Annotated in this window: 16 protein-coding genes; 4 read left to right on the top strand and 12 right to left on the bottom strand. The window is 70.7% G+C overall.

Annotated elements, in window-relative coordinates; translation table 11 throughout:
• Positions 1–148: 148 nt before the first annotated feature.
• Together GFH49_RS24340 and GFH49_RS24335 are read right to left on the bottom strand one after the other, a co-directional pair.
• Positions 149–1,576, bottom strand: a complete 1,428-nt coding sequence (locus tag GFH49_RS24340; protein ID WP_456243052.1) for an IS1182 family transposase — start codon at positions 1,574–1,576, stop codon at positions 149–151.
• A gap of 157 nt (positions 1,577–1,733) precedes the next feature.
• Positions 1,734–1,958 carry a hypothetical protein gene (locus GFH49_RS24335; protein ID WP_155058212.1) on the bottom strand — a complete coding sequence of 75 codons (225 nt, stop codon included), beginning with the start codon at positions 1,956–1,958 and terminating at the stop codon, positions 1,734–1,736.
• Between GFH49_RS24335 and GFH49_RS41030 the strand changes: the two genes are divergently transcribed.
• The gene (locus tag GFH49_RS41030; protein ID WP_268867520.1) at positions 1,950–2,072 is read left to right on the top strand and encodes a hypothetical protein; all 123 of its coding nucleotides are present in this window, start codon (positions 1,950–1,952) and stop codon (positions 2,070–2,072) included. The genes GFH49_RS24335 and GFH49_RS41030 overlap by 9 nt on opposite strands.
• 68 nt (positions 2,073–2,140) lie before the next feature.
• Here GFH49_RS41030 and GFH49_RS24330 read toward each other — a convergent pair whose 3' ends face one another.
• The gene (locus tag GFH49_RS24330) at positions 2,141–3,424 is read right to left on the bottom strand and encodes an adenylosuccinate synthase (RefSeq protein ID WP_155058211.1); all 1,284 of its coding nucleotides are present in this window, start codon (positions 3,422–3,424) and stop codon (positions 2,141–2,143) included.
• Between the two features lie 186 nt (positions 3,425–3,610).
• Between GFH49_RS24330 and GFH49_RS24325 the strand changes: the two genes are divergently transcribed.
• Positions 3,611–4,471, top strand: coding sequence for a diacylglycerol kinase family protein (locus GFH49_RS24325; protein ID WP_155058210.1), 861 nt, complete (start codon positions 3,611–3,613; stop codon positions 4,469–4,471).
• Here GFH49_RS24325 and GFH49_RS24320 read toward each other — a convergent pair.
• Together GFH49_RS24320 and GFH49_RS24315 are read right to left on the bottom strand one after the other, a co-directional pair.
• Positions 4,449–5,084, bottom strand: a complete 636-nt coding sequence (locus tag GFH49_RS24320) for a Uma2 family endonuclease (protein WP_155058209.1) — start codon at positions 5,082–5,084, stop codon at positions 4,449–4,451. The two genes, GFH49_RS24325 and GFH49_RS24320, sit on opposite strands and share 23 nt — an antisense overlap.
• Before the next feature lie 92 nt (positions 5,085–5,176).
• The gene (locus GFH49_RS24315; protein WP_155058208.1) at positions 5,177–5,671 is read right to left on the bottom strand and encodes a GbsR/MarR family transcriptional regulator; all 495 of its coding nucleotides are present in this window, start codon (positions 5,669–5,671) and stop codon (positions 5,177–5,179) included.
• A 73-nt stretch (positions 5,672–5,744) separates the two neighbouring features.
• On the opposite strand from GFH49_RS24315, the gene GFH49_RS24310 reads away from it, so the two are divergent.
• Together GFH49_RS24310 and GFH49_RS24305 are read left to right on the top strand one after the other, a co-directional pair.
• Positions 5,745–6,650: an ABC transporter ATP-binding protein gene (locus tag GFH49_RS24310; protein ID WP_155058207.1), complete on the top strand. Its 906-nt coding sequence runs from the start codon at positions 5,745–5,747 to the stop codon at positions 6,648–6,650.
• Positions 6,647–8,281, top strand: coding sequence for an ABC transporter permease (locus GFH49_RS24305; protein WP_155058206.1), 1,635 nt, complete (start codon positions 6,647–6,649; stop codon positions 8,279–8,281). The genes GFH49_RS24310 and GFH49_RS24305 overlap by 4 nt, the downstream gene beginning before the upstream one ends.
• A gap of 96 nt (positions 8,282–8,377) precedes the next feature.
• On the opposite strand, the gene GFH49_RS24300 is transcribed toward GFH49_RS24305, so the two are convergent.
• The 7 genes from GFH49_RS24300 to GFH49_RS24270 all read right to left on the bottom strand — a co-directional run bounded on the left by GFH49_RS24300 (position 8,378) and on the right by GFH49_RS24270 (position 15,334).
• Complete coding sequence (locus GFH49_RS24300) at positions 8,378–9,598, bottom strand: cytochrome P450 (RefSeq protein ID WP_155058205.1); 1,221 nt, start codon at positions 9,596–9,598, stop codon at positions 8,378–8,380.
• A 44-nt stretch (positions 9,599–9,642) separates the two neighbouring features.
• Positions 9,643–10,077: a VOC family protein gene (locus GFH49_RS24295; RefSeq protein WP_155058204.1), complete on the bottom strand. Its 435-nt coding sequence runs from the start codon at positions 10,075–10,077 to the stop codon at positions 9,643–9,645.
• A 41-nt stretch (positions 10,078–10,118) separates the two neighbouring features.
• The gene (locus GFH49_RS24290; protein ID WP_155058203.1) at positions 10,119–10,784 is read right to left on the bottom strand and encodes a response regulator; all 666 of its coding nucleotides are present in this window, start codon (positions 10,782–10,784) and stop codon (positions 10,119–10,121) included.
• Positions 10,781–12,130, bottom strand: coding sequence for a sensor histidine kinase (locus GFH49_RS24285; RefSeq protein WP_155058202.1), 1,350 nt, complete (start codon positions 12,128–12,130; stop codon positions 10,781–10,783). Before GFH49_RS24285 ends, GFH49_RS24290 begins: the two co-directional genes overlap by 4 nt.
• A gap of 133 nt (positions 12,131–12,263) precedes the next feature.
• Positions 12,264–13,145, bottom strand: coding sequence for an alpha/beta hydrolase (locus GFH49_RS24280; RefSeq protein WP_155058201.1), 882 nt, complete (start codon positions 13,143–13,145; stop codon positions 12,264–12,266).
• A 160-nt stretch (positions 13,146–13,305) separates the two neighbouring features.
• Positions 13,306–14,502: a kynureninase gene (kynU, locus tag GFH49_RS24275; RefSeq protein WP_408055950.1), complete on the bottom strand. Its 1,197-nt coding sequence runs from the start codon at positions 14,500–14,502 to the stop codon at positions 13,306–13,308.
• Positions 14,492–15,334, bottom strand: coding sequence for a tryptophan 2,3-dioxygenase family protein (locus tag GFH49_RS24270; RefSeq protein WP_155058200.1), 843 nt, complete (start codon positions 15,332–15,334; stop codon positions 14,492–14,494). Before GFH49_RS24270 ends, kynU begins: the two co-directional genes overlap by 11 nt.
• Positions 15,335–15,423: the final 89 nt, after the last annotated feature.

The raw sequence follows: 15,423 nt of genomic DNA, 5'->3' as shown, positions 1-15,423 counted from the left end.
CTAGGAGCGTGTCTCAGTAACGGGCAACTGGCCGGGAGGTCGTGATCGGCGGGATCGGTCGCGGTGGTCCGGTCAGCGCCTGTGGGGCCGACGGGCGGGTCGGTCGGGCCGGGATTTCGGCCCGCGGTGGCCGGGGCGGCCCGGTTGGTCAGTCGGCCGCGGCGGCGAGGCCGGTCGGTCCGGCGTGGCGGAAGATCTTGCGGAGGTTGTGGCAGGCGGCAAGCAGTCGCCACTCGCCGCGGGCGCCGTCTTCGCCGCGCAGGAGGAGCCGGCGGCCGTTGTGGCAGGTCATGATCTGTCCGAAGACGGGTTCGACGATGGCCTTGCGGCGGGCGTAGGCGGCCCGGCCGGGCTTGGTCCGCAGCTTGCGGGCCATGCGCTCCTTCAGCGTGGCGTCCTTGGGGATGCGTCCGCGTGGAGCGGGCGGAACCTGCTCGTCGTGGGCCAGTCGGCCGGTGGCCATGAACGTGTCGGTGCCGCAGGCCAGTTGGCGGTCCTTGGCGGCTTCGAGGTTGGCTTCCGAGCAGTATCCGGCGTCGACCAGCGCCTGCTTGGGGTGGGCGCCGGTGTTCGCCGCGGACTGGTCAAGCATCAGGGTGTAGTTCAGCGCGTCCGAGGGGTTGCACGTCACGTCGGCGGCGGTGATGACCTGGTGTTCCTCGTCGACTACGGCCTGCGCGTTGTAGGCCTGGATGTAGGCGCCGTCGCTGTTCTTCATGATCCGCGAGTCGGGATCGGTGAAGTTGGCCTGCGCCTTGGGCTTGGGCCGGGCCCTGGCGGCGGTCGCCTCGCCGGCGTCGGTGACGGCCTGCTCATCACTGGTGCCGGCGCGCTGCTGACGGCGGCGTTCCTTGTCCTCGGCATGCTTGCGGGCCTTGTCGGCGGCCTCGGCCTCGATCTGCGCGCGGGCGGCCTGCAGCTTCGCCAGGCGCTTTTCACGCCGGTCCAGTTCGGCGGGCAGGTCCACCTCCTTGCCGTCCACGCCGAAGACCTGGTCCTCGGCTTCGTCGGCGGCCTCCGCGTCGGCCAGCAGTGCCTGGGCCTTCGCTTCCAGCTGGGCGATCTCGGCCTCGATCCGCTCTTCCTTGTCGACCAGGCGGCCGTAGCTCATCGCCTTGTGCTTGGAGGCACTGGCCTCCAGCTTGGTGCCGTCCAGCGCGACGCGGCCCATCTTGACCAGGCCGAGTCGCATGGCCAGGTGCAGCGACTGGGTGAACAGACCGGCCAGTGCGTCCAGGTGGCGGCGGCGGAACCGGGCGATCGAGCGGAAGTCGGGGGCCTGGCCGGCGGCCAGGAACCGGAACGCGACGTCGTCGGCCATGCGGCGCTCGATCGCCCGGGAGGAGCGCACCCCGGTGGTGTAGCCGTAGATCAGCAGCCGCACCATCAGCCGGGGGTCGTAGGGCGGGTAGCCGCGCTTTTCGGTGTAGTCCGCCAGGACCGGTCCGAGGTCGAGCACCTCGTCGACCAGGTCGGCGACGAACCGGGCCGGGTGGTCCTCGGGCAGCCAGTCATCCAGCGACGGCGGCAGCAGCAGGACCTGATGCGGGTCGAACGCCCGGAACGTCTTGTCCACCGCCACCGCAGGACCCATCGGCCGCTTCTTCTCGACCGGCTCGACCTCGAACAGCCCATCCCCACCATGCATACCGTGATCATCCCGCACCAATGATCACGAACCATAGGCGGGTTGCCCGTTACTGAGACACGCTCCTAGCCGTACCCTGCACCCCCTACTTTCCGGCATCGGATGCGGTATCGGTGTCCGGCAGTTCGGCCCTGGTGGGGCCGTATGTCCAAGCGGTCAGTGCCCGGACCATGTTCAGGACGAACTTCTGCCGCTTGCCCGGCGGGAAAGGCCAGACGAGCCATGCGGGCGTGGAGAGCACGACGACAAGCAGGACGGGCAGCAGTCGCAGCGCCTGTGTCAGGCGCAGCGTGGCGACGGAGTGACACATGTCAGATCGCCGCTTTCGGATGAGCGCTTCGAACGGCTCCAGGACGGCTCTCCCAGCGGCACCCAGTCACTGGCGTCGATCGACGAGGTCCTGGAAGGCATCCCCGAGGTGTGACGGCCGCAGTCCCCGGCCGGACAGACCCGACCGGGGACAGGACAAGGCGCGCGGGGCTGACCGGCGTACTAGAGGAACGAGTTGATCTCGATCGTCTCCTCGCGGCCCGGCCCCACGCCGATCGCCGAGATCGGGGCGCCGGACATCTCCTCCAGGGCCTTGACGTAGTCCTGCGCGTTCTTCGGGAGGTCGGCGAAGGTCTTGGCCTTCGAGATGTCCTCGGACCAGCCGGGGAGCATCTCGTAGACCGGCTTCGCGTGGTGGAAGTCCGACTGCGAGTACGGGAGTTCCTCGACGCGCTTGCCGTCGATCTCGTACGCCACACAGACCGGGATCTCCTCCCAGCCGGTCAGGACGTCCAGCTTGGTGAGGAAGAAGTCGGTCAGGCCGTTCACGCGGGTCGCGTACCGGGCGATCACCGCGTCGAACCAGCCGCAGCGGCGGTCGCGGCCGGTCGTCACGCCCCGCTCGCCGCCGATGCGGCGCAGCGCCTCGCCGTCCTCGTCGAAGAGCTCGGTCGGGAACGGGCCCGCGCCGACGCGGGTCGTGTACGCCTTGAGGATGCCGATGACGCGGCTGATCTTCGTCGGGCCGACGCCGGCGCCCGTGCAGGCGCCGCCCGCCGTCGGGTTCGAGGAGGTGACGAAGGGGTACGTGCCGTGGTCGATGTCCAGCAGCGTGCCCTGGCCGCCCTCGAAGAGGACGACCTTGTCGTCCTCCAGGGCCTGGTTGAGGATCAGGACCGTGTCGGCGACGTACGGCTTGAGCTGCTCCGCGTAGCCCAGCAGTTCCCCGACCACCTGCTCGACGGCGATCGCGCGCCGGTTGTACAGCTTGGTGAGGATCTGGTTCTTGACGTCGAGGGCCGCTTCGACCTTCTGCTGAAGGATCGACTCGTCGTAGAGGTCCTGGACGCGGATGCCGACGCGGTTGATCTTGTCCGCGTAGGCGGGGCCGATGCCGCGGCCCGTCGTGCCGATCTTCCGCTTACCGAGGAAGCGTTCCGTCACCTTGTCGACGGTGACGTTGTACGACGTGATGATGTGAGCGTTTCCGCTGATCAGGAGCTTGGACGTGTCGACGCCTCGCTCGTTCAGCCCGCTCAGCTCGGAGAGCAGGACCGACGGGTCGACGACGACGCCGTTGCCGATGACCGGGGTGCACCCCGGGGACAGGATTCCGGAAGGAAGGAGGTGGAGGGCGTACTTCTGGTCGCCCACGACTACCGTGTGGCCGGCGTTGTTGCCGCCCTGGTAGCGCACTACGTAGTCGACCGACCCGCCTAGCAGGTCCGTCGCCTTTCCCTTGCCTTCGTCACCCCACTGAGCACCGAGCAGCACAAGTGCGGGCACGCGCGTACACCCCTTCCGGGCGGGGCATGTCCAAGGTCAGAGGCGTACGCGACACTGCTGTGTCTGGTACACCGGCGACCGTCGTTGGCCGCAACCCGTCGGACCGGATGCCCCGGAATAGACGAAGCCCCTGGCGCAATAGCGCAAGGGGCTCTTGCACAAAGATGCTACCCGAGGAAGCGAGGCATGACCGAGGTGGCGACTTCTCCCACGTCCGAACAGCTGCTGGTGGTGGTCGACCCGGTCGCCCGTCGGACGGACGGAGAGTCCGTACGGATCGCGAAAGACGTGCTCAGCGCGGGTGCCGCGACCAAGGTGTGCCTGCCGGAGGGGCCGGAGGAATTCGCCCGGGCGCTGGCTCGGCGGGGGTCGCGGCGGCCCGTGGTCGTCGGCGACGACCGGGCGCTGCTGCGAGCGGTGTCCCTGCTGCACCGGCAGCGGGAGCTGGCCGGATGTGTGCTGTCGGTGGTGCCGGTCGGGGGTGCGCTGTCGCTGGCCGGATCCCTAGGGGTGCCGACGGGGGCGGTGGCGGCGGCCCGCGCCGTGCTGGAAGGGGTGGAGCGGCGGCTGGATCTCCTCGTGGACGACAGCGACGGGGTGGTGCTGGGCGCGTTGCGGATCCCGCCGGTGCGGGAGCCCGCCGCGCCGAACGGTGCGACCGCGGTGGGGCCGGGCGCCGGGCGGCCGTGGCTGCGGACCTGCCAGTCGCTCATACGGACACTGGTGCCGGCCCGGGGTACGTCCTCCACCCTGCCCGGCCCTTCACGGCTGCGGGTCGAGGTCGACGGGACGACGCTGGTGGATCTGGACCAGCCGGTGGAGAGGGTGTGGGTCGCGCCCGGGGGCGCCGGGGTGGCCGCGGTGGAGGTGCGGCCCGCGTCGGTGGGCGCGGAGGCGTCGCCGCTGCTGGCCGAGGGGCGGACGGTGACCGTGTCGGGGGCGCACTTCCGGTACCGGGCGGACGCGGAGGTGTCGGGGCCGGTGCGGACGCGGACGTGGGTGGTCCGGGAGGGGGCTTGGGGGCTTACGGTGCCGGCGGTGGGGTGAGCCGGCTCTCGTCGTTCTTCTTGGGCCGGTGGAACCCGGTCATGTCGAGCATGCAGTCAAACGGGGCCGGGATGTGGATCTTCTCGCCGAAAGGCTTGGTGGAACGATCCTCATATCCCTTTGCAGAAGGGGACCCGTACACGATGGCCCGCTCCTCCTGCATGTCGAGGATCAGATACACCGGGACGCCCGCCTTGGCGTAGACCTCGACCTTGTCGGTCAGGTCATCTGTCCGAGTGGAGCGAGAAGTCAGCTCGGCGACGAAGCAGAGGCCTTCGCCGTCCAGGTGGTTGCTCTCCGTCTCAAGGACTTGCTCGTGCGCCGCGTGGATGTCCGGCCCGTACGCACACTCGTCCCCCGGGAAGACGAACAACGTCGGCGCCCGGTCGATCTCGTGCCCCTTGGGGAGATGCGGTTCCAGCTGTTTGCACACCAGCTTCATCACACGGTTGTAGTAGCCCTTCGACCACGGCGACACGACGATGTTCCCGCTGATGATCTCGGCCTTGTAGCCGTCGGGCACATGCAGCTCTTCGAGGACGTCGAGCATCTCCTCGAAGCTGCCTCCGGGCTTGGTGCCGCTTATCACCGGTCGCTCTGCCATGAGTGTCATGATGCGCCCTCCCCTTGATGCGGACCAACCGCAACCCAGAGTAGCGACTCGCATACAGTTTCGTAGCCGATCTCCGCAGACAGCGCGGGGCGTCACATACCGAACGTCTTCTCCCGGTGCACCCGCCACCGCTCCATCATCGCCGCGACCTCCCCCTCCATGAACTCGAAGAAGGCCAGCGTCTCGGCCAGCCGGCGACCTGCCGGGGTGTCGGGGCCGAGGCTGTCGACGCCTTCGCGCAGTGCCGCCTCCCAGCGCTTGAGGACGGCCTCGCGGTTGGTCAGGGCCTCGTACCACTGGTCGCCGTGCACCCGGTAGCGCTCGCGGCGTGAGCCGGGCTCCCGCTCGCGGGACACCATGTGGGTCTGGGCCAGGTAGCGCACCGCGCCGGAGACCGCCGCGGGGCTGATCCGCAGCTGCTCGCCCAGTTCGGCGGAGGTCAGCACGCCCTTGTCGGAGGCGAGCAGCGCGGCGAAGACCCGGGCGGCCATGCGCTGCATCCCGGCCTCGACGAGCTGCGCCGCGAAGGACTCGACGAACTTCGACACGGACTCGGCGTCCCGCCCGCCGCCAGATGCTTGCGTCATGGGCCCACCCTATCCGGGCTTCATGTGTTTCCTTAACTTCACAAATTTCTGAAGACAGCGTACGTTCTGAAGCATGACGAAGGCAAACCCCGCCATTGAGGTATCCGGACTGCACAAGTCGTTCGGCAAGACGCATGCGCTCGACGGCCTCGACCTGGACGTCGAGACCGGTGAGGTGCACGGCTTCCTCGGCCCGAACGGCTCCGGCAAGTCCACCACCATCCGCGTCCTGCTCGGCCTGCTGCGCGCCGACGCGGGCGCCGCGCGGGTGCTCGGCCGTGATCCATGGGCGGACGCGGTGGAGGTGCACCGCCGGATCGCGTACGTGCCGGGTGACGTGACGCTGTGGCGCAACCTCTCCGGCGGCGAGGTCATCGACCTGTACGGACGGCTGCGCGGAGGCCTCGACAAGCGGCGGCGGGCCGACCTCGTCGAGCGGTTCGAACTCGACCCGACGAAGAAGGGACGGACGTATTCGAAAGGCAATCGGCAGAAGGTCGCCCTGGTCGCCGCGTTCGCCTCGGACGTCGACCTGCTGATCCTGGACGAGCCGACGTCCGGCCTGGACCCGCTGATGGAGGAGGTCTTCCAGCGGTGCGTCGAGGAGGAGCGGGAGCGGGGGCGGACCGTCCTGCTGTCCTCGCACATCCTGAGCGAGGTCGAGGAGCTGTGTGACCGGGTGAGCATCATCCGCAGGGGGCAGACCGTGGAGAGCGGCTCGCTCGCAGACCTGCGGCACCTGACGCGGACCAGCGTGACGGCCGAACTCGCGGGCCCGCCCAACGGGTTGACGCGTCTGCCCGGCGTCCATGACCTCGACGTGCGGGGGCACCGGGTGCGGCTCCAGGTCGACACCGACCAGCTGGACGCCGTACTGCGCTCGCTGAGCGAGTCGGGCGTGCGGTCGCTGACGTCGACGCCGCCGACGCTGGAGGAGTTGTTCCTGCGCCACTACCAGGACGAGGCGGTCACCCGATGACCGCCGCGGCTTTCGACGTACGGCCGGTCGGCTCACGCCAACTCGCGGGCACGGCAACCCTGTTGCGGTTCAACCTGCGGCGCGACCGGGTCACGGTCCCGGTCTGGGTGGCCGTGACGGCCCTGATGGTCGTCTCCACGACGAACTCGCTCAGGACCGTCTACGCCACGCCCGCCGAACGCGCCGACATCGCCCGGCAGATGCTGACGAACAACTCGCTGCGCGCCATGTACGGCCCCGTGTTCGACGACTCCCTCGGCGGCCTCACCGCCTGGCGCATCGGCGTCTACGCGGCCGTACTCGCCGGGATCATGAGCCTGGTCATCGTCGTACGGCACACCCGTGACGAGGAGGAGAGCGGGCGCCAGGAACTGGTCTCGTCGGCGATGGTGGGCCGGCGTGCTCCGCTGACGGCGGCCCTGCTGACCGCGCTCGTCGCCAATGGCGTGGTCGCGCTGCTGGTCGCCGTCAGCCTCGCCGGACAGGGCACGCCCGGTGCACTGGCCTTCGGGCTCGGCATCGCGGGCGTCGGGATGGTGTTCGCCACGATGGCCGCGATCGTCGCGCAGCTCACCGAGAGCGGACGGCTCGCGAAGGGGCTGACGGGCGGGCTGATCGGGGCGGCGTTCGTGCTGCGGGCGGCGGGCGACTCGGCCACGACTGGGGGCACCTCCCAGGCGTTTAGCACTGGGGGAGGATCCTCGGTGCTCACCTGGATCTCCCCGATCGGCTGGCTGGAGAACCTGCGGCCCTTCGCCGGCGAACGGTGGTGGGTGCTGCCGCTGTTCGTCGCCGCGGCGGTGATCCAGGGGGCGGTGGCGTACGAGCTCGCCGGGCGGCGTGACATCGGCGGCGGCTTCGTACCGACCCGGCCCGGACCGGCCCAGGGGCGGCTGGGCACGGCGGGCGCGCTGGCCTGGCGGCTGCAGCGGGGCGGCCTGCTCGGCTGGGGGCTCGGGTTCCTCGCGGGCGGCGCCGCGTTCGGCGGGGTCACCAAGGGCGCGGCGGACCTGGTCGGCGACAACGACAACGCCCGCGAGATCATCGAGCGGATGGGCGGCCAGTCCGGCATCACGGACGCGTTCCTGGCCACGATGGTCGGCCTGTTCGGCCTGGTCGCCGCGCTCTACATCGTCTCCTCCGTGCTCCGGCTGCACGGCGAGGAAACCTCCCAGCGGGCCGAGCCGGTGCTGGCGTGCGCGGTCGGACGGCTGCGGTGGGCCGCCGGGCACCTCGTCGTCGCGCTCGGCGGCACGGTGCTGCTGATGCTGCTGGCCGGAGTGGGCCTGAGCCTCGGCTACGGCGCCGAATCCGGCCCGATCCTCGGAGCCTGCCTGATCCAGGTACCGGCCATCTGGGCACTGGGCGGACTGGCGGTCCTGCTGTACGGGCTGTCCCCGCAGGCGGCTCCGGCCGCGTGGGGTGCGGCGGGACTGATCCTCTTCCTGGGCTGGATCGGACCCGCCCTGGATCTGCCGCAGGCCGTGCTGGACATCTCGCCGTTCGGCCATCTGCCGAAGCTGCCGGGCGGGGAGATGGCCTGGGGACCGGTGGGCGTCCTTGCGGGGATCGCGGGGGTGCTGGTGGCCGGGGGGCTGGCGGGGGTGCGGAGGCGGGACATGACGAGCTGAGGGGGGCCGCTCGGTCGACGTACTCGGTCGACGTACTCGATCGACATACTGCTTGAGTCCCCCGGTCGGCCGCCCTCCGGCCAGCCGAACCGGTGATCACCGCACCTCCACGCGCAGCCCCTCCAACCCCCGGATCACGAAGTTCGGCTTCCGCTTCGGCTCCGCCGCCAGGCTCAGCGTCGGAGCCCTCTGCAGCAGGGCCCTCATGGACGCGGCCAGCTCGATGCGGGCCAGGGGGGCGCCGATGCAGTAGTGGATGCCGGCGCTGAAGGAGATGTGGGGGTTGTCCTTGCGGGTGAGGTCGAGACGCCCGGGGTCCTGGAACACCTCGGGGTCGTGGTTGGCGGAGCCGAAGAGCATGGCGATCTCGGCGCCCCGCGGGATCGTCGTGCCGTCGATCTCGATCTCGTCCAGGACCCAGCGCTCGAAGAGCTGGAGCGGGGTGTCGTAGCGCATCAGTTCCTCGACGGCGGTCGGGACGAGGGAGTGGTCGGCGCGCAGGGCCGCCAGCCGGCCGGGGTTGCGGAACAGGGCCCACCAGCCGTTGACCGTGGCGTTCACCGTCGCTTCGTGGCCGGCGTTCAGCAGGAGGACGGCGGTCGAGATCATCTCCTGTTCGGTGAGGCGGTCGCCCTCGTCGTGGGCCTCGATCAGGCCGGAGATGAGGTCGTCGCCGGGCTCCTTGCGGCGGACCGCGATCAGCTCCCGCAGATACTCCGTGAACTCGACCGACGCGCGCACCGCGTTCTCAGCCGTCTCCTGCGACGGGTTCAGCTCGTACATCCCGCAGATCTCCGCCGACCACGGGCGCAGCGGGGCCCGGTCCGACTCCGGGATGCCCAGCATCTCGGCGATGACCGCCACGGGGAGCGGCTCGGCCACGTCCGCGAGCAGATCACCGCCGCCGCGCTCCACCAGTCCGTCGACCAGCTTTCCGGCGAGGCCGTCCACATACGGCCCCAGCCGCTCGACCGTACGCGGGGTGAACGCCTTCGACACCAACCGCCGGATCCTCGTGTGGTCCGGGGGTTCGAGGTCCAGCATCCCGTGGTCGTTGAGCGTGTGGAACGGCTCGTGCTCCGGCGGTGGCGCCGTCCGTCCGAAGTCCTCGTGCGTGAAGCGGTGCTGATACGTCCGGCCCAGGCGCCGGTCCCGCAGCAGCGCCGAGACGTCCGCGTGGTGCGGGATCAGCCACTGGTCGGTGGGCTCGTAACGGATCACCCGGCCCCTCGCACGCAGCTCGGCGTAGGCGGGGTACGGGTCGGCGAGGAACGCCGGGTCCCACGGGTCGAAAGCGAGGTCGAAAGCAGCTGCCATGAACGGACGCTAGTCCGGCAGGCCCCCCGCTGACCAGGGGTGTCTCACTGACCGCCGAAGTCGGGGAGGGTGAGCGAGCCGTCCTCGGCCAGCGGGAACCCCGGATTGTGGGCGACCTCCCAGGCGTGGCCGTCCGGATCGGTGAAGGCGCTGGAGTAGAACCCGATGGCGTTGACGGCCGCGGGCTTGGTGACGGTCCCGCCGGCTCGTTCCACGGCGGCGAGGAGTACGTCGACCTCCTCCTCGGACCGGACGTTGTGGGCCAGCACGATCCCGCCGAACCCGGCGGCCGGGCCGGGCTCCAGGCCGCAGTCCGCCGCGAGTTCGCCGCGGCCCCACAGCACCAGACCGAGCCCGCCCGCCTGGAAGAACACGGTCTCCTCGACCTCCTGCCCACGCCAGCCCAGGGCCTCGTAGAAGGCCTTGGCCCGGGCGAGATCGGACACACCCAGCGTGACGAGAGTGATGCGCTGCTCCATGTCCGCACCGTACTCCCGCCGTGTCCCCCCGGCCGCGCGGCTCAGCCCGGTGTCACCAGCCGCGCCTCGTACGCGAACACCGCCGCCTGCGTGCGGTCGCGCAGCCCCAGCTTCACCAGGACCCGGCTGACGTGGGTCTTGATGGTCGACTCCGCCACCACCAGGCGCTCGGCGATCTCCGCGTTCGACAGGCCCTGGGCGATCAGGACCAGGACCTCCGTCTCACGTTCGGTCAGTTCGCCGTACGCCGCGTGGGCGGTGGACATGGCGCGCGGGGCGTCGGACAGCTTCGAGAACTCGGTGATCAGGCGCTTGGTGACGGAAGGGGCGAGGAGGGCCTCGCCGGACGCCACCACCCGTACGCCGTCGGCGAGTTGGCGGGCCGAGGCATCCTTGAGGAGGAAGCCGGAGGCTCCTGCGCGCAGCGCCTGGTAGACGTACTCGTCGAGGTCGAAGGTGGTCAGCACCAGTACCTTCGCCGCGCCGTCGGCCGCGACGATCTCCCGCGTCGCCTCGATGCCGTTCAGCTCGGGCATGCGGATGTCCATCAGCACGACGTCGGGGGCGAGTTCGCGGACGCGGTCCACCGCCTCCCGCCCGTTGACGGCCTCGCCGACGACCTCGATGTCCGGCATCGCGTTCAGCAGGACCGAGAAGCCCTCGCGGACCATCATCTGGTCGTCCGCGATCAGGACGCGGATGGTCATGCCCCACCTTCGATCACCGCGGTGACCGGCAGGAACACCGCCACCTCATAGCCGCCGTCGTCCGTGCGGGCCGCCGTCATCTCGCCGTTGAGCATGGAGACGCGCTCCCGCATGCCGGTGATGCCGTGGCCTGCCCCCGGCGAGGGCTTCACCAGTGCCGGGGCAGGCGGCGGGCCGTTGACTATGCGCAGGCCGAGGCCGCCGAGGACGTAACCGATCTCCACGCGGGCGGTCGCGCCGGGCGCGTGTCTGAGGGTGTTGCTCAGCGCCTCCTGGACTATCCGGTACGCCGACAGCTCCACGCCCTGCGGCAGTTCCCGCACCGCGCCGGTGACCGCCTTGTCGACGCTCAGGCCCGCCTCCCGCACATTGGCCAGCAGCGCGTCCAGGTCGGCGAGGGTGGGCTGCGGGGCGTCCGGGGCCTCGTAGCCCTCCGCGCGCACGACGCCCAGGACGCGGCGGAGTTCGGTGAGGGCCGCCACCGCGTTCTCCCTGATGGTGGCGAAGGCACGCTCCAGCTCCGGCGGCGGGTTCTCCACCCGGTAGGGGGCGGCCTCCGCCTGGATGGCGACGACCGACATGTGGTGGGCGACCACGTCGTGCAGTTCGCGGGCGATCGTCGTGCGCTCCTCCAGCAGGGTGCGCTTGGAACGCTCGTGTGCCGTGACCGTCTGCTGGGCGGTCACCACCTGCCGGGCCTCGCGGCGGATGTGCCAGACCGTGACGACGAGCAGGATGAGCGCGGAGATGACGACCATGGGCCCCGTGTTGGTCGCGCCGTGTCCCCAGCCGTAGACACTCTCGACGAAGATGCCGTAGGCGCCCGTCAGCACCCACATCCACGCCGCCGTCCGCGGCCGGGTGCGCACCGCGACGATCGTCAGCACCAGCAGGTGGGAGACCAGACTGCCGGGCAGCCACGGCCAGCCGTCCCAGGAACTGCCGAGCAGGCCGGTGGAGAACGTGGCGGCGAGAGACATCCAGAACGCGGCGACCGGCCGGAACATGGTCATCAGGACCGGCGCCAGTACGAACAGGCCGAGCGCCAGCCCCTGGCTCCCGCCGTCGCTCGCGGTGACGGCGATCAGCTGCGCGAAGAGCCCGCACCCTGTGATCACCGCATGCGGGGTCCACGCCGCGTAGTCCCGCAGGCGGCCCGTCAGCCGGCGCGTGATCGGGCCGTCGACGCTCATATGAGGCAGCGGCCGGTAGGCGAACGCGTCATGGAACAGGTCCTGTCGCAGCCGGCGCAGGGCGTCGAGGGCCAGCCGGAACTCGGGGCTGCGCGGCTTGTAGGGGTCGAACTCGCCGCCCGGCGGCGTCGGCGTCTGGGTCGTCTCGGTCACGTAGAAGACGGTAGAGGCCGACGGGGGACACGGTCGTCACCAGCGAGAGGGGTCCTTCGGGGTCCGTCTCAGGTACTACGGGCAGCACCGGGAACGGCTCACGGACGCCCTTCAGTACCCCGGGCAGCGGTCGTCACCAGGCCAGTTGCGCGATCTCCTCCGCCACCACCGCGCACGCGTCCGCCGCCGGATCTATCAGGGGAAAGTGGCCGACGTCCTCCAGGAGCGTCAGGCCCGCCACCTCGCCCGCCTTCGCCGCCGCGTCCGCGTAGGACTCGGCGACCACCTGGGGGACGTCGATGTCGGTGCGGCCCTGGACGAGGGTGGTGGCGATGCCGGTGGGCAGCAGCAGCGCCGGGTCGGCGTACGCCTGACGGTCGGCGAACTCCTCGTCGCCGCCCAGGAGTTGACGTACCGCGCCGCCGCAGACGTCCAGCTTCCCGGCGACCGTGAAGTCGGCGATCGGGGCGAGGGCGACCACACCGCGCAGGGGCGCGGGACGGGCCGTGTACCAGGGGGCGTCGGCCGGCAGCAGGTGGCGGGCGGCCACCCACAGCGCCAGGTGTCCGCCCGCCGAGTGCCCGGTGATCACCATGCGGCGCGGATCGGCCTGCGGGAGCGTCTCCCGTACGAGTGCGGGAAGCGCGTCCAGCGCGGCCGCCACGTCGTCGAAGGTCTCCGGCCAACGCCCCGCGACCGGATCGGACTCCCCGCTCTCCTCCCCTCCGCGCCGGTACTCGACATTGGCCACGGCGAAGCCGCGACGGGCCAGGTAATCCGCGAACGGGGTCATGTGACGGCGGTCGTACGGCCTGCGCCAGGCGCCGCCGTGCAGGACGACGACCAGCGGTGCGAGGGCGCCCGGGGCGGCCGGTTCGGGCGTGCGCGGGGCGTAGAAGTCGATCACCTGGTCCGGGTGGTCGCCGTAGGCCGCCGTGGCGTCGGGGTCGACGGGCGGGTGCGAGAAGGCCGACTCCTCTTCGGCGGCGGCTCGTGCTGCGACGGCGTCCGGCATGCTCCAACCTCTCAGCTACAGAACGGAATTGGCGGACCAGGTGAGAATTCGGCCGTTGGCGGGGACGGTACCAGGCCGGTGACGTGCGACGACACGCGGATGTCACGCTCGGTGAGGCAGAACGGCTCCGCAGCGCCGACGCACCGACCCGACCCCTCCGTCACCCGGCTCCGCCGACCGTCTCCCCCAGCACCCGCGCCGCCCGCTCCACCTCCGCGAACCCGACGTACAGCGGCGTGAAACCGAACCGCAGCACGTCAGGCGCGCGGAAGTCACCGACGACGCCGCGCTCGATGAGCCGCTTCATGACGTCCCCGGCGCCGTCGCACCTCAGCGCGACCTGGCTGCCCCGCTCCTCATGCGCGACCGGCGTCAGGCACTCGACCCTGCCCTCGGGTACGTACGCCGCCACGCACTCCAGGAAGAAGTCCGTCAGGGCGAGGGACTTGGCGCGGACCGCGTCGATCGAGACACCGTCCCAGACCTCCAGCGCCGCCTCCAGCGCCAGCATCGACAGGATGTCCGGCGTCCCGACCCGGCCCCGCAGCGCACCCGCCGCCGGTTCGTACGACGGCCGCATGCCGAAGGGCTCCACATGGGAGTTCCAGCCGGGCAGCGGGGAGTCGAAGACGTCCTGGAGCTCCCGCCGCACATACAGGTACGCCGGTGAACCCGGGCCCCCGTTCAGGTACTTGTACGTACAGCCGACCGCCAGGTCGACCCCGTGCTCGTCGAGCCCGACCGGCAGGGCGCCCGCGCTGTGGCACAGGTCCCAGACGGCCAGGGCGCCCGCCGCGTGGACCGCCGCCGTCAGCACGGGCAGATCGTGCAGGCGGCCCGTGCGGTAGTCCACGTGGTTCAGCAGGACCGCCGCCGTACGGCTCCCCAGGACCCCCGGCACATCCGCCGGCGCCACCGGCCGCAGCGTGCAGCCCGTCAGCCGTGCCGCCGACTGCGCGATATAGCCGTCCGTGGGGAACGTCGTCGCGTCGACGACGATCTCGTCCCGGCCCGCACCCGCCATCCGCACCGCCGCCACAAGTGCCTTGAAGACATTGACACTTGTCGAGTCGCCGACCACGATCTGCCCCGCCGCCGCCCCGACCAGCTCAGCGATCCGGTCACCGATCCGCTCGGGCGCGCTCCACCAGCCGCTCTCCTCCCAGGAACGGATGCGCAGCTCACCCCACTGCCGCCGGACGACGTCCTCGACCCGGCCGGGGACGTTCGCGGGCAGCGCGCCCAGCGAGTTGCCGTCCAGGTACACCACGTCGTCGAGCACGAACCGCGAACGCGCCCCGGCCAGTTCATCGGCGGAGTCGAGCTTCTCGGCGCGCATCTGTTGCTCAGACAACATGGGACCTCGCCGTCCACAACTCGGGAAACACGTTCTTCCGGGCACGCTTCTCCAGCCAGGCGACCCCGGCGGAACCGCCCGTGCCGGCCTTGGCGCCCATGGCCCTGCGGGTGGCCACCAGATGATCGTTGCGCCAGCGCCACACCAACTCGGCGACATCGGTCAACGCCTCGCCCAGCCGGGCCGCTTCATCACCCGGATCGCCCGAGTAGACGGCCGTCCAGGCGGCCTCCACCTCCGCCGACGGCTCGTACCGCAGCGAGACGTCACGCTGCACGACGGACGACGGAATCGCGTGCCCGCGCCGCGCGAGGAACCGCAGGACCTCGTCGTACAGGCTCGGCTCGTGCAGCGCCTTCTCCAGCTCGGCGTGGACACGGGGCGCACCGCGGTGCGGGACCAGCATGGACGCGGACTTCTCACCGAGCAGGAACTCCATCCGGCGGTACATGGCCGACTGGAAGCCGGAGCCCTCGCCGAGAGCGCTTCGGTACGAGTTGAACTGGGCCGGTGTGAGCTGTCCGAGCGGCTTCCAGGAGGCGTTCAGCGCCTCCAGTTCCCGCACCGAACGCTTCAGCGCGTCGATCGCCACCGGCACCCGGTCCTCGCGCAGGGCGTGCGCGGCGGTCTCCCACTCATGGACGATGACGGTGAACCACAGCTCCATCACCTGGGTGGTGACCAGGAAGACCATCTCTCCGGGATCGTCGGAGAGGATGTGCTGGAGGTGGGTGAGCACGTCCGCCCTGACGTAGTCCTCGTACGGCGTCGTGCCGGCGAAGTCGAGATGCGGGGCCTCGGGCTCCTGAGTGTCCTGAGCCTCTTGGGACATCGCTGTCTCCTGTTGTAACTCCGGGTAGCGGTCCGCCCCTGCCGTTACCGACACGGGGGCCCCGGTCCCCACCCGAATCCTCGGGGGTC

It is taken from the genome of Streptomyces blattellae (genome assembly GCF_009709555.1).
Lineage (GTDB): Bacteria > Actinomycetota > Actinomycetes > Streptomycetales > Streptomycetaceae > Streptomyces > Streptomyces blattellae.
Note: the sequence above shows the minus strand (reverse complement) of the source record. Positions and strands in the feature narration are given on the sequence as shown.